The 13,289-nt window shown below is 60.9% G+C and carries 13 protein-coding genes; 4 read left to right on the plus strand and 9 right to left on the minus strand.

What is annotated here, in order from left to right; all coding sequences use genetic code 11:
* Positions 1 to 2 precede the first annotated feature (2 nt).
* From OZ428_RS01315 to OZ428_RS01340, 6 genes are all read right to left on the minus strand, one after another.
* On the minus strand, positions 3 to 1,244 hold the full coding sequence (locus OZ428_RS01315; RefSeq protein WP_269132524.1) for an SfnB family sulfur acquisition oxidoreductase: 1,242 nt from the start codon (positions 1,242 to 1,244) through the stop codon (positions 3 to 5).
* A gap of 187 nt (positions 1,245 to 1,431) precedes the next feature.
* Positions 1,432 to 2,196 (minus strand): hypothetical protein, encoded by a 765-nt coding sequence (locus OZ428_RS01320; protein WP_269132525.1) that lies wholly within the window; start codon positions 2,194 to 2,196, stop codon positions 1,432 to 1,434.
* A gap of 395 nt (positions 2,197 to 2,591) precedes the next feature.
* Positions 2,592 to 3,338: an L-cystine ABC transporter ATP-binding protein TcyN gene (tcyN, locus tag OZ428_RS01325; RefSeq protein WP_133076547.1), complete on the minus strand. Its 747-nt coding sequence runs from the start codon at positions 3,336 to 3,338 to the stop codon at positions 2,592 to 2,594.
* A 3-nt stretch (positions 3,339 to 3,341) separates the two neighbouring features.
* Positions 3,342 to 4,007, minus strand: coding sequence for a cystine ABC transporter permease (tcyL, locus tag OZ428_RS01330; protein ID WP_010214112.1), 666 nt, complete (start codon positions 4,005 to 4,007; stop codon positions 3,342 to 3,344).
* Positions 4,007 to 4,801: a cystine ABC transporter substrate-binding protein gene (tcyJ, locus tag OZ428_RS01335; protein ID WP_133076546.1), complete on the minus strand. Its 795-nt coding sequence runs from the start codon at positions 4,799 to 4,801 to the stop codon at positions 4,007 to 4,009. The genes tcyL and tcyJ overlap by 1 nt, the downstream gene beginning before the upstream one ends.
* 175 nt (positions 4,802 to 4,976) lie before the next feature.
* Entirely contained in the window at positions 4,977 to 5,969 is a 993-nt protein-coding gene (locus OZ428_RS01340) for a D-cysteine desulfhydrase (protein ID WP_269132526.1), read from the minus strand.
* A gap of 165 nt (positions 5,970 to 6,134) precedes the next feature.
* Here OZ428_RS01340 and epsC point away from each other — a divergent pair, with 165 nt between their 5' ends.
* A complete protein-coding gene (epsC, locus tag OZ428_RS01345; RefSeq protein WP_016974984.1) occupies positions 6,135 to 7,061 on the plus strand; it encodes a serine O-acetyltransferase EpsC in 927 nt (308 codons plus the stop codon).
* Positions 7,062 to 7,321: 260 nt separating this feature from the next.
* The gene (gene betT / locus OZ428_RS01350; protein ID WP_162834914.1) at positions 7,322 to 9,283 is read left to right on the plus strand and encodes a choline transporter BetT; all 1,962 of its coding nucleotides are present in this window, start codon (positions 7,322 to 7,324) and stop codon (positions 9,281 to 9,283) included.
* Between the two features lie 3 nt (positions 9,284 to 9,286).
* Here betT and OZ428_RS01355 read toward each other — a convergent pair whose 3' ends face one another.
* Genes OZ428_RS01355 through OZ428_RS01365 form a run of 3 tightly spaced genes read right to left on the minus strand, consistent with a single transcriptional unit; the run spans position 9,287 to position 10,772 of the window.
* The gene (locus OZ428_RS01355) at positions 9,287 to 9,535 is read right to left on the minus strand and encodes a hypothetical protein (protein WP_038843606.1); all 249 of its coding nucleotides are present in this window, start codon (positions 9,533 to 9,535) and stop codon (positions 9,287 to 9,289) included.
* A gap of 2 nt (positions 9,536 to 9,537) precedes the next feature.
* The gene (locus tag OZ428_RS01360) at positions 9,538 to 9,996 is read right to left on the minus strand and encodes a DoxX family protein (RefSeq protein ID WP_133076544.1); all 459 of its coding nucleotides are present in this window, start codon (positions 9,994 to 9,996) and stop codon (positions 9,538 to 9,540) included.
* A gap of 44 nt (positions 9,997 to 10,040) precedes the next feature.
* Positions 10,041 to 10,772: an SDR family oxidoreductase gene (locus OZ428_RS01365; protein WP_133076543.1), complete on the minus strand. Its 732-nt coding sequence runs from the start codon at positions 10,770 to 10,772 to the stop codon at positions 10,041 to 10,043.
* Between the two features lie 120 nt (positions 10,773 to 10,892).
* On the opposite strand from OZ428_RS01365, the gene OZ428_RS01370 reads away from it, so the two are divergent.
* The gene (locus OZ428_RS01370) at positions 10,893 to 11,783 is read left to right on the plus strand and encodes a LysR family transcriptional regulator (RefSeq protein ID WP_269132527.1); all 891 of its coding nucleotides are present in this window, start codon (positions 10,893 to 10,895) and stop codon (positions 11,781 to 11,783) included.
* A gap of 161 nt (positions 11,784 to 11,944) precedes the next feature.
* Positions 11,945 to 13,273 carry an OprD family outer membrane porin gene (locus OZ428_RS01375; protein ID WP_082781479.1) on the plus strand — a complete coding sequence of 443 codons (1,329 nt, stop codon included), beginning with the start codon at positions 11,945 to 11,947 and terminating at the stop codon, positions 13,271 to 13,273.
* Positions 13,274 to 13,289: the final 16 nt, after the last annotated feature.

The raw sequence follows: 13,289 nt of genomic DNA on the forward strand, positions 1-13,289 counted from the left end.
GGTCAGATCCAGGAATGCCTGGCGGGCAACGTGCCGTTCAGTCGATAGGCGCCGATGGCGTGATATTTCCAGCGCACCGGATCGTGCAGGGTGTGCACGCGGGCGTTGCGCCAATGACGGTCGAGGTTGAATTCGGCGAGGGTGGCGCGACTACCGGCCAGCTCGAAGAGTTTTTCGCTGACCAGCAGCGATACCTCGGTGGTCAGCACCTTGGCTTCAGCCACGGCAATCGACGCACGGGCCGCGGACTGCGCGGTGATGGGCGCGGAACTGACCTGGTCCAGCACCTGGCCAGCCTTGCGCAGCAGGGCTTCGGCGGCATGCAACTCGATCTTCAGCTTGCCGATATCGGCGATCACATACAGGTCATCACTGGCGCGTTCGACCTTGGCATCGATCCATGGGCGTGAACGTTCACGTACGAACGCGATGGTGTCGTCGAGCGCGCCGCGTGCGATGCCGGCGTCGATGGCTGCCTGGATCAATTGTGAAACGGCGCCCTGGATATTCGGCGTCTCGCCGATGCGCCAGTTTTCCACGACCAACTCGGCATCGACCTGCACCTGGTCCAGCAACACGGTGCCGCTGGCGGTGGTGCGTTGGCCAAAGCCGGACCAGTCATCGACGATGCGCAGGCCTTCGGTGCCACGGCGCACAAACGCCATGACCTGCTTGCCGTCATCGTTGAGTGCCTTGACGGCAACCCAGTGGGCGAAGAGCGCGCCGGTGGAATAGAACTTCTGGCCGCTGATTACATAGCCGTCACCCTCAGCGGTGATGCGCGCCTTGAGTTCCAGCGTGTTTTTGGTGCCGCGTTCCGGGCCGCCATTGCCGATGCGCCAGCCGTCGAGGACGCTCTGGAACAGCTGTTTTTTCTGGCGCTCGGTGGCGGCACCTTGCAACAGGTGCAGGATGCCGAAATGGTTCTGCGGTATCTGCCCGAGGGCCGGGTCTGCCGCACTGATGATCGCGAACACGTCGGCCAGGGTCACGAAAGACACCTGCGGGCCGCCGTATTCACGGGGAATGGAAATACTGCCCAACCCACTGCGGGTGAACTGTTCGAGCTGTGCCCATGGCAGCTTGCGCTGCTGGTCGCGCTTGGCGGCTTGCAGGCGCGCAGCCTGGGCGAGTTCATGGGCAGCCTTCAGTGCCTCTGCATCGTTGCGCAGCACGGCGGCTGGCAACAGCAGGGGGGCAATGTCCAGATCGCTCTGGGGGGGTGTTTGAGCCAAGTTAGACATCAGCGCCGCTCCTTGGCTGCACGTAATGCCCTGGCGTTGTGCACCGGGGTAATCCTGACCATACCGACCTCGCATTCAATGAAATAAAAACAGAAAAATCAGCGATGTCCGGTGGTCCGGTGCATATACCCTAAGCGTGTTAAATATTTAAATAAACTAACTTTTGGGAATATGCATAGAAGGTCTGTCACCCAGGTTCGCAGGGCGATCCCAGTGGGCGCGGTTGATAGATCAGCGCCGCCCCGGCCAGACGGGGCGGCGCCTCGGCGGCAATGCGTAACATGCGGGCGGGTGCCCAGCGTGAGTTGTTGCCGACGCGATCCAGAATGCAGTACGTCACTTCCAACCGACAGTCGTCGCCGGCCTCGATAATCACCGTCGAGGGTACCCACACTTGCACAGCGAGGCCGATTTCCTTGGCTTGGATTTTCGGTAGATCAAGGCGCACATCGCCCCAACGCAAGGTGATGGCGTCGCCGGTGGTCATGTTGAGGTACGGCTCGATGGTCAGGGGTATACCGCGCCGTACCTGGCAGGCGTTGACGCCGTAGCGACGAATGGTTTCGGGCAGGCCGACAGGGGCGAGGTTCTGGTTTTCGTCGCAGTACAGGGGCGATGGTGGGCCGCCTGGAAAGAGAGTCTTCACGCAAATTTGCGTCACGGCCGAGCGGGCAGGGGCGTGGCCCACCTGCATGACCTGGTAATGCACTTGGGCCGGGCCATCCAGCACAAAACTCTCCGGCACCCGCAGGTGGGTGAAGGTGCCGACCTTGCAGGCGGTTACCCGACGTGAAGCGGCAAAACAGTTATTCCAGAACAGCTCGATCAAGTCGCCTTCGTCCATGCCGGGATACGGCGCGATGTCGACCTGCAAGTGTGTGGCGGCCAGGGCATTGATGCCGTTGCCGATGGCCTGGGGCAGTGTCGGGGCGGTGAGCAGGGTGGGCGTCATAAATAATCTCCTTGATGCAGCCAGCAGCAATCGCTCCGGCCCCTTGGCGCAGGCAAGCGCGGTGGGCCGAACAAAACGATTCAGTGAATAGCCGGGATAGGATCCAATCCTCTGGGCGCTAGATAAGAGGGTTGGCCGAGGGGCGTCAATGGCGGCAAAGGGCTAAACGGCGGGTTTGGAGATATTCAGAAGGGTCTGACTGGCGCGGGGATTTTTTGCGTGAGTGCGGCGGGGCGTTTTACGCGTGCCAGCGAGGAATTCCTGTAGGAGGAGCTTGTTGTGGCGAGGGAGCTTGCTCCCGCTGGGCTGCGTAGCGGCCCCAAGTTTTTTGGGAGTGCTTCGCACTCCAGCGGGAGCAAGCTCCCTCGCCACATTCAAGCGTTTCCAAGGGGGTGTCAGTGGGCGAGGAATTTGCTCAGGAACTGCTGGGTGCGCTCTTCCTTGGGGTTGGCAAACAACGCCTTGGCTTCGCCTTGTTCCACGATCACGCCCTTGTCGAAGAAGATCACCCGGTTGGCCACATCCCGCGCAAAGCTCATCTCGTGGGTGACGATGACCATGGTACGGTTTTCTTCGGCGAGGCTGCGGATGGTTGCCAGTACTTCACCCACCAGTTCCGGGTCGAGGGCCGAGGTGGGTTCGTCGAACAGAATCACCTCCGGTTCCATGGCCAACGCACGGGCAATCGCCACGCGTTGTTGCTGGCCGCCCGACAGACGCCGTGGGTAGGCGTCTTCCTTGCCCGCCAGGCCGACCCTGGCGAGCAGCTTGCGACCCAGGGCGTCAGCCGCCTCCCGTGGCATCTTCTTGACCACGATAGGGCCTTCGATGACGTTTTCCAGCGCCGTTCGGTGGGGGAACAGGTTGAAGCTCTGGAACACAAAACCCACGTGCTGGCGCAGGCGCCGCACCAGGCTGGCCTGCTGGTTGATCGGCTTGCTGCTGTCGATCTCGATGTCGCCCACCTTGATGCGACCGCTGGTGGGTTGTTCGAGGAAATTCAGGCAGCGCAGGAAGGTGGTCTTGCCGGAACCGCTGGGGCCGATGATGGCGATGACTTCGCCCTCCTTGACCTCCAGGTCGATGCCGTTGAGCACCACCTGACCCTTGAATTGTTTGGTCAGTTTTTCAACCACGATCATGCTTCAGGACTCCAGGTCATGCCGGTTGACCCGGTCTTCCAGGCGATTCTGCAAATGCGCCAGGATGCTCGCCAAAATCCAGTAGATCAGGGCAGCGGAGAGATACATGGTGAAGATTTCAAAGGTCCGCGCCGAGACCAATTGCGCCTGGCGGAACAGCTCGGGCACCTGGATGGTAGCGGCCAGCGCCGTGTCCTTGACCAGCGAAATGAAGCTGTTGCCCAGCGGCGGCAAAGCCGTGCGCATGGCCTGCGGCAGGATGGCCCGGCGCAGGGTCTGCGCACGGGTCATGCCGATACTGGCCGCAGCTTCCCATTGGCCGCGCTCGATGGAACCGATGGCGGCGCGCAGGATTTCACAGGCATAGGCGGCCATGTTCAGCGAAAAGCCGATCATGGCCGCCGGGATCGGATCCAGCTCGATGCCCACTTGCGGTAAGCCGTAGTAGATCAAGAACAGCTGTACCAGCAAGGGCGTGCCGCGAAAGAACGACACGTAGACTCGGGCAAGCCAGCTCACCAGCTTGAAGCGCGACAGGCGCATCAAGGCCAGGCCGAAACCCAGCAGCAAACCGAAAAACATCCCGCCGAGGCTGAGGATCACCGTGTAGTACGCGCCCTTGAGCAGAAAGGGCGCGGAGTCCAGCGCGAGTTGGAAACCTGCTTCCATTATTGAGTGACGTCAGCGTTGAAGTACTTCTCGGACAGCTTCTTCAAGGTGCCGTCGGCGCGCAGTTTGTCGAGGGCCTTGTTCACCGCGTCGAGCAGTTCTGGCTCGCCTTTGCGCAGGGCAATACCGGCTTCCTGACGGGAGAAGGCGTCGCCGGCTGCGGCGGTGTCAGGGGCTTTCTTGGCGTATTCCAGGGCGGCCAGGCGGTCGATCAGGATGGCGTCGATACGGCCGATGCGCAGGTCCTGGAACTTGGTCGGGTCGTCGTTGTAAGTCTTGATGAGGGCTTTAGGCTGATTGTCCTTGAGCCATTGTTCATAGTTGGTGCCCAGGCCCACACCGACTTTCTTGCCGGCCAGGTCGTCGGCGGTCTTGATCGCGTCAACGTTCTTCTTCAGGACCAGTGCCTGGATACCGGAGACGGTGTAAGGCTTGGAGAAATCGTACTTTTTCTTGCGCTCTTCCGAGATGGTCACTTGGTTGACTACCGCGTCCAGACGCTTGGATTCCAGGGCAGCGAGGATGCCATCCCATGGAGTGGCCTGCAGCTTGACCTTCACGCCCAGCTCCTTGGCCAGCGCTTCGGACAGCTCCACTTCGAAACCGCTGAGCTTGCCGCTTTCATCGACGAAGCTGAACGGTGGATAGGTGCCTTCCAGGCCGATCTTGATCTCGCCTGCTTTCTTGATGTTGCCCAACTGCTCGCCAGCCACTGCCTGGCCCATCAGGCCAGCCCCGAGTGCCAGGCCCAAAGTGCCAACCAACAACGTGCGACGGAATACAGAAATAGTCATGAAGAGCCCCTGTGTTTTTTATGGTGAGCGAAGCAGGTGACGCAGTAGTCGTATCCTGCCTTAAAGCGCGTAGCGCGTCTTCGCCTACGGCGCGATGATAAAGCCGGTTTTTAAGACTTGAAAATAATATTAAATCACCAGGTTATTCTTTTTGGGAATAACAGGGTCGGCATTTTTAGAACGCCGAGTCATAAGCGAACAACGCTGGCGCGCCACCGGTATGCAGGAAAATGATCGGCCCGTCCTCAAAGCGTTGACGCCCGATGCCATCCAGCAAACCGGCCATGGCCTTGCCAGTGTAGACCGGGTCCAGCAGCAGGCCTTCCTGGCTCGCCAGCAGCTTGACCGCCGCCAGGGTGCCGGCGTTCGGTTCGCCGTAGCGCGGGCCGAAGTATTCGTCCCACAGGATCACCTTGAAGGCCTCTGGAATTTTTACCCCCAGCAATTCGGCAGTGCGTTCGGCCAGGCCTTCTACTTTTGGGCGCTGGGCTTCTTCGGTGCGCGAGACGGTCACGCCGATCACAGGCAGGCTCGGTAACACTTCGCTCAAGGCCAACGCCAAGCCACTGTGCGTTCCCGCACTCCCGGAGGCCAAGACCACGGCGGCAAACTCGATGCCACTGTCTTTGATCTGCCCGGCCAGTTCCAGTCCGGCGCGCACGTAACCCAATGCGCCGAGGGCATTGGAGCCGCCAATAGGCACCAGGTACGGTTTTTTGCCGTTGCTGCGTAGGCGGTCGGCGAGGGCGTTGAGCTGGTCGTCGACGTTGTCGAGGTTCTCGACCAACTCCACCTTGGCGTCGAACAGCTCCAGCAGCAGGCGATTGCCGTTGCCCAGGTAGTTGGGGTCTTCGGTGCCGGTGGGGTTTTCCAGCAGGGCGACGCAGCCCAGGCCGAGCTTGGCGGCCAGCGCGGCGGTCTGGCGTACGTGGTTGGACTGGATCGCGCCAGCGGTCACCAGGGTGTCGGCGCCTTGGGCGATGGCATCGGCGGCGAGGTATTCAAGTTTGCGCAGCTTGTTGCCGCCCATGGCCAACGGAGTGGTGTCGTCGCGCTTGACGTAGATATCCCTGCCCAACCAGGCCGACAGCCGCTCGAGTTTTTCCAGGGCAGTGGCGCCACCCAGCAGTTCCAGGCGGTTAAAACGGTCGAGCTGTTGTTTGATCATGGCTACGCACGGTTGATGAGTATGGGGCGACTATAGGCAGGCACTTTTCATCGGGCAACCGTCAATCGCTTATTCCGGACGGTTCTTAGCATCACACCATTGGTTCTTAAGGGCGGCCAGGGTGCATACCGTAAAGTGATGGCCATTTCGTCAGGAGTGAATACCGTGAGTGAGCGTTCCAGTCATTGGCAATTACAGACCATCGTCAGCCAACTGCGCAGCGCCCGGGACCAGTGGCGAACGCGCAATGGGCGCTTGAGTGGAGAGCATGGTGGTCGTGAGTTGCCGTCCCGCGAGGCGGTGGCGCAGATTCTCGAGTCGTTGTGCGGCGCGCTGTTCCCCATGCGCCTGGGCCCGGTGGACCTGCGTGAAGAGAGTGAAGATTTCTACGTTGGCCACACCCTCGATGTGGCGCTGAATGCCTTGCTCGGCCAGGCCCGCCTGGAGCTGCGCTACGCCGCACGACAGGGCGCCAAGGATGACAGCGAAGTCGACGCGCTGGCCATCCGCCTGATCCAGGATTTCGCCCTGGCCCTGCCGTCCCTGCGCAGTCTGTTGGACACTGACGTGCTGGCCGCCTACCACGGCGATCCGGCGGCGCGCAGCGTGGATGAAGTGCTGCTGTGCTATCCGGGCATCCTGGCGGTGATTCACCATCGCCTGGCCCACCACCTGTACCGTGCCGGTCTGCCGTTATTGGCGCGGATCAGCGCGGAAATTGCCCACTCCGCCACCGGTATCGATATCCACCCTGGCGCGCAGATCGGCCCGAGCTTCTTTATCGACCACGGGACCGGCGTGGTGATCGGCGAAACCGCGATCATCGGCGAGCGCGTGCGCATCTACCAAGCTGTGACGCTGGGCGCCAAACGCTTCCCGGCAGACGAGGACGGGCAGTTGCAGAAAGGCCACCCACGCCACCCGATTGTCGAGGATGACGTGGTGATCTACGCCGGGGCCACGATCCTGGGGCGCATCACCATCGGTCAGGGTTCGACCATCGGCGGCAACGTGTGGCTGACGCGCAGCGTACCGGCAGGGGCGAATATCACCCAGGCCAACCTGCAACATGATGACGGCACGCAAAAGTGATGGCACTTCCCGTGAGCGCTGAGGACTAAGCTTGCCTTGGGCTGGCGTAGGAAATGTCTACCACTCAGCCCTGCGATTAGTCCCAGACCGCCCATCCATGTTTAACTTGAATGCTCGTTCAAGTTAAACCCGGTGGTTCGCTGCCCGCTCACAACAGGAGGCTTACCTTTGCTGAGTCCGTTATTTACAGCCACATCTCACTCCCTCGGGGTGCATCGTTCATGAGTGCATCGTCCACCCCTACCAGCGGCCAGGTGCGCATGAACGCGCCGGTCTTCTACTTCGCCGCGACGTTTATCCTGCTGTTCGGCATCACGGTCATCGCTATCCCGCAACAGGCCGGTGCCTGGCTGCTGGCGGCGCAAAACTGGGCGGCCAACACGGTCGGCTGGTACTACATGCTGGCGATGACCCTGTATCTGGTCTTCGTGGTGGTCACCGCGTTATCGGGCTACGGCAAGATAAAACTCGGTGCCGACCACGACGAGCCCGAATTCAGTTACCTGTCCTGGGCCGGCATGCTGTTCGCCGCCGGGATCAGCATCACGCTGTTTTTCTTCTGCGTCTCCGAGCCGCTGACGCACCTGGTGCAACCGCCGCAAGGCGCGCCGATGAACGCCGATGCCGCGCGCCAGGCCATGCAGATCCTGTTTTTGCATTGGGGCCTGCACGGCTGGGGCGTGTTCGCCTTTGTCGGCATGGCCCTGGCGTATTTCGCCTACCGGCATAACTTGCCGCTGGCGTTGCGTTCGGCGCTGTACCCGCTGATCGGCAAGCGCATCAACGGTCCCATCGGGTACGCGGTGGATGGCTTCGGCATTATCGCCACGGTGTTCGGTCTGGGCGCCGACATGGGCTTCGGCGTGTTGCACCTCAACTCCGGTCTCGACTACCTGTTCGGCATCGCCCATACCCAGTGGATCCAGGTCGGTCTGATCACGCTGATGATGGGCGCCGCGATCATCGTCGCCGTGGCCGGTGTCGATAAAGGCGTGCGCGTGATGTCCGACATCAACATGCTGCTGGCCTGTGCGCTGCTGCTGTTCGTGTTGTTTGCCGGGCCGACACAGCACTTGCTCAATACCTTGATCCAGAACATCGGCGACTACCTGGGCGCCTTGCCGACCAAGAGTTTCGACGTGTACGCCTATGATAAACCCAGCGACTGGCTGGGCGGTTGGACGGTGTTCTACTGGGCCTGGTGGATTGCATGGTCGCCGTTCGTGGGCCTGTTTATCGCACGCATTTCCCGTGGCCGTACCATCCGCGAGTTCGTGTTTGGCGTGCTGCTGATCCCGCTGGGCTTCACCCTGGCGTGGATGTCGATCTTCGGCAACAGCGCCATCGACCAGGTACTCAACCACGGTATGGCCGCACTCGGTCAGTCGGCCATCGATAACCCGTCGATGAGCCTTTACCTGCTGCTGGAAACCTACCCGTGGAGCAAAACCGTCATCGCGGTCACGGTGTTTATCAGCTTCGTGTTCTTCGTGACCTCCGCCGATTCGGGCACCGTGGTGCTATCCACCCTGTCGTCCAAAGGCGGCAACGCCGATGAAGATGGGCCGAAATGGTTGCGGGTGTTCTGGGGTGCGATGACCGCGCTGGTCACCAGTGCCTTGCTGTTTGCCGGCAGCATCGATTCGCTCAAGTCGGCGGTGGTACTGACCTCGTTGCCGTTCTCGATGATCCTGCTGCTAATGATGTGGGGGTTGCACAAGGCGTTCTATCTGGAGTCGCAAAAGCAGATCGCCCAGTTGCATTCATTGGCACCGATTTCGACGGCTCGCAAGGGACGCGGCGGCTGGCGCCAGCGTTTGAGCCAGGCCGTGCACTTCCCGTCGCGAGACGAGGTGTACCGTTTCCTTGACTCGACGGTGCGCCCGGCGATTGAAGAAGTGACGGCGGTGTTTGTCGAGAAGGGTTTGAACGTGGTGACGCAACCTGACCCCGCCAACGACAGCGTCAGCCTGGAAATCGGCCATGGCGAGGAGCGTCCGTTCATCTACCAGGTGCAGATGCGCGGCTACTTCACGCCGTCATTTGCCCGTGGCGGAATGGGCTCTAAGGAGCTCAACAACCGTCGCTACTACCGGGCGGAAGTGCACTTGGCCGAGGGTAGCCAGGACTATGACTTGGTGGGCTATACCAAGGAACAGATCATCAACGACATCCTCGACCAGTACGAGCGTCACCTGCAGTTCCTGCACTTGGTGCGCTGAGGCTCAGGCCCTGAGGTACAGGGCCAGTGCCACCAGGGGCACGCCGAACACGCCACTGCCGATCACCAGCTCCGACACCAGGGGTTGGCCGGCAGTGACGACCCCTACAGCGCCATTGACCACCGCCACCCCCAACCAGATCGCCACAAAGCTGTAGGCCAGAATGGGCCGGCTGACGCCAAGCTTCTGCCCGATCAACAGCATCAGTACCAGCAGGATCAAGCCTGCGCTGATCACCAGGGTGGTGTGCATGTTCAGAGCTCCTTGCCCAGTGTGTTGTCCAGGGAATAGCGGCCGGCACCGCGAAACACCAGGTACAACGATAGCAGCGCCATCAGCACCGGGTACTCGATGCCTCGGTCGATCCACGGCCACGTCGGCCCCAGCAAGTAAGCAATGGTCAGCATCTGCACGGTCATCATGGCCGCGACCAGCCGTGTGCCCAGGCCGAGTATCAACAGCAATCCACCGACTGCTTCCAGCAAGGCCACCAGCAGACCGATCAGCTCCGCCTGCGGCAAGTGCAGGCGGTTCTGGATCAGATTGATGGAAGCCGCCATCGGGTCGGCCATCGAACCATGGGCGTTGCCCAGCAATTTGGGCAGCCCGTGGGTGAGCATGATCACCCCAAAACCTGCGCGCAGCAGCGCGTAGGCCAGGGGTTCGGCGCAGCGGTAAAGCGGGGCGAGTGCGGGGATCAACAAGGTTGGCATGAAAGAGCTCCACAAAGAGAAAATCGCTGGCCCGGATGTGTGACTTAGACCAGCCCGCCATTGGCGCGCAGAATTTGCCCATTGATCCAAGCACCGGCCGGGCTCACCAGAAACGCCACCACGCGGGCGATATCTTCCGGTTGGCCAAGGCGTTCCAGCGGCGGCATCTTGGCCATGCCCTGGATCTGCTCTTCGCTCTTGCCGTGCAGGAACAACTCGGTGGCGACTGGGCCTGGCGCCACGGCGTTGACGGTAATCCGGCGCCCGCGCATCTCTTTGGCGAACACTTGGGTCAGCGACTCCACCGCCGCCTTGCTGGCGATGTACACCGCGTAACCGGGGAAGTTGAGGCCAACGGTGCTGCTGGAGAAGTTGACGATGCGTCCGCCGTCATTCAGGCGGGTGGCGGCTTCGCGAAGGGCGTTGAAGGTGCCACGGGTGTGGATATCGAAGTTCTGGTCGTAGAGTTCATCGCTGTGCTGGGCCAGGGGCAGCGTCTTGAGGATGCCGGCGTTGTTGATCAGCACATCCACCTTGCCCAATTGCGCCTCGGTTTCGTCGAACAGGCGCTTGATGTCGGCGGGTTTGGCGACGTCGCCTTGGATCGCTATGGCTTGGTGGCCGGCCTGGCGCAGTTCCACTACCAGCTTCGACGCCTCGGTGGCGCTGCTGGTGTAGTTGATGGCCACGGCGTAGCCGTCGGCAGCGAGTTGCTTGGCGATGACGGCGCCAATGCCACGGGAAGCGCCGGTGATGATTGCTACTTGAGTCGTCATGATCTGGGTTCCTTGAACGGGGTGTGGAAGCAGATTCACATGTTTACCCAGGCCGATAAATGCGCCAGAGTTGCCTTGACTGTTCAATAATCGCCAACAATTGATGTGTAGGAGCGCAGCGTGGATCAAGTCAAAGCCATGAAGGTCTTCGTACGGATTTACGAGCGTTCAAGCTTCACGCTGGCAGCCGATGACCTGAATCTGCCCCGTGCGACCCTGACCCACACCCTCAATCAATTCGAAGCCTGGCTGGGCACGCGCTTGTTGGAACGCAGCACCCGGCGTGTGCGCCCGACCCTCGACGGCGAGGCGTATTACCAACGTTGCGTGCAGCTGCTCGCGGAGCTGGAAGAGGCCGAGTTGGCGTTCCGCAGCGTGGCGCCCAAGGGCCGTTTGCGCGTGGACCTGCACGGCACGCTGGCCAAGTATTTTGTGGTGCCGGCGCTGCCGGAGTTCATGGCGCGTTACCCGGATATCGAGCTGTCCATCAGTGAGGCGGATCGCTTTGTCGACTTGATCGCCGAGGGCGTCGATTGCGTGCTGCGTGCGGGCACCCTGGGGGATTCCGCGTTGATTGGTCGGCGCGTCGCCAACCTGCGCCAAGTGACCTGCGCGAGCCCCGCTTATCTGCGCAAATACGGCGAACCCAAGCGCCTGTCCGAGCTGAGTGAACACCGCGCGGTGAACTACGTGTCGCGCACCACGGCCAAGCTGTTTCCGTTCGAATTCATGGTCAATGGCGAGCTGCAGGAAGTGAGTATCGACGGCGCATTGTCGGTGTTCGGCGCGGAGATTTACTCCGCCAGCGCGGTGGCCGGACTCGGCATTATCCAATGCCCGCATTACCGCATGGCCGATCTGATCGAGCAGGGCGTGATGCGAGAAATTCTCCAGGAAACACCGCCACCTTTGATGCCGGTTTCAGTGCTTTATCCACAGAACCGACACATGTCGCCGAGGGTGCGTGTGTTCGTCGACTGGCTCGCGGAAATCTTCAAGAATGTCCGCTAACCCGCGTAGTTAAAGGGTTTCATGAATTTAATTTCATCCGTCTACATCGGGTTTTGACGCGCAACTGTCATCTGGCCACTGCGTAATTGTGTGAAGCGTTTGACGCTTTCATTTCAGAACAGTGACGGAGACCGGTAACAATGAAGACGTTGATAAGCCCTATGGTGGGTGCCGCCATGGCGAGCTTTATGCTGTCCGCCCACGCCGATTTTATCGATGACAGCCACGCCGATGTGACCCTGCTCAACCGCTACCTCAACCAGCAGGGGCGTGATGTGGTGAACAGCAACGCCAAGGCCCACAGCATTCGCGATTGGGGCCAGGGGTTCGAGTTCAACTTCAAGTCCGGCTACACCGAAGGTCCGGTGGGTTTTGGCCTGGACCTGCAGGCGTTCTACGGGTTGAAGCTGGACTCCGGCGGTGACCTCAATGACAAGGAACACCAGGGTCGCTACCCCGGCAGCATGTTCCCGCTGGACAACGGCAAATCCGCCGACCAGTTCGGTGTGTTGAGCCCGACGTTCAAGATGCGTTTCGCCAAGGATGAACTGCGTGTCGGCACGCTCTACGGCAACAACCCGATACTCGCCAACACCGACGGGCGCCTGTACCAGCAGACCAACACCGGTGTGCAACTGGTGTCCAAGGACCTCAGCGACTTCACCTTCACCGGCGGCGATATCTTCAAGACCAAGATCCGCAACGAAACCGGCGACCAAGGCATGATCACCGCTGGCGGCACCAAAGAGAGCGATCGCTTCCTGTTCGGCGGTGCGGATTACACCGGCATCCAGAACACCACGGTCAGCCTGTGGTATTCCAACCTTGAGGATTACTACCAGCAGTTTTTCCTCGGTGCCAAGCGCCATGACGCGTTATCCGTGGGTGCCATCGACACCGACCTGCGTGTATTCCGCAGCCTGGGGGTGGGCGGCAACGCAGACGGTGACAAGGACTACGCCGCGAGTGGTCTGTACGGCGACGGCGTGAACAAAGGCCGCATCAACCAGACCACCGCCAGCTTGCTTGAGAGCTACAGCCTCGACGGCCACACCGTCGGCCTGGGTATCCAGAAAAACAGCGGCGACAGCGACTTCCCGTACCTGGACTCCGGCCTGAACAGCGGCGACAACCGCCAGGGCCCAGGCTCAGGCGCCGACACCCCGGCGCTGACCAACATGCAGTTGAATAAATTTCAACACGCCGGTGAGCGCACTTGGCTTGCGCAGTACAAGTATGACTTCGGTAAGCTTGGCCTCACGGGCCTGACGTTCTCCGCTGCCTATGCCCATGGCGATGACATCCGCACGGCGCAAGGCACTACCAGCGAATGGGAACGTAACGTCGCCGTGGCGTATCAAGTGCCCACCGGCACTCTCAAGGGCCTGGGTGTGACCTGGAAAAACGCCCACGCCAGCCCGGACATCAGCGGTGCCACCGTGCAGGATGAAAACCGCTTCTATGTGAGTTATGTCGTTCCACTCTGGTAGGCAATTGCTGTAGAAC

The sequence above is a fragment of the Pseudomonas sp. GXZC genome, from assembly GCF_026967615.1.
Taxonomy (GTDB): Bacteria; Pseudomonadota; Gammaproteobacteria; order Pseudomonadales; family Pseudomonadaceae; genus Aquipseudomonas; species Aquipseudomonas azotoformans_A.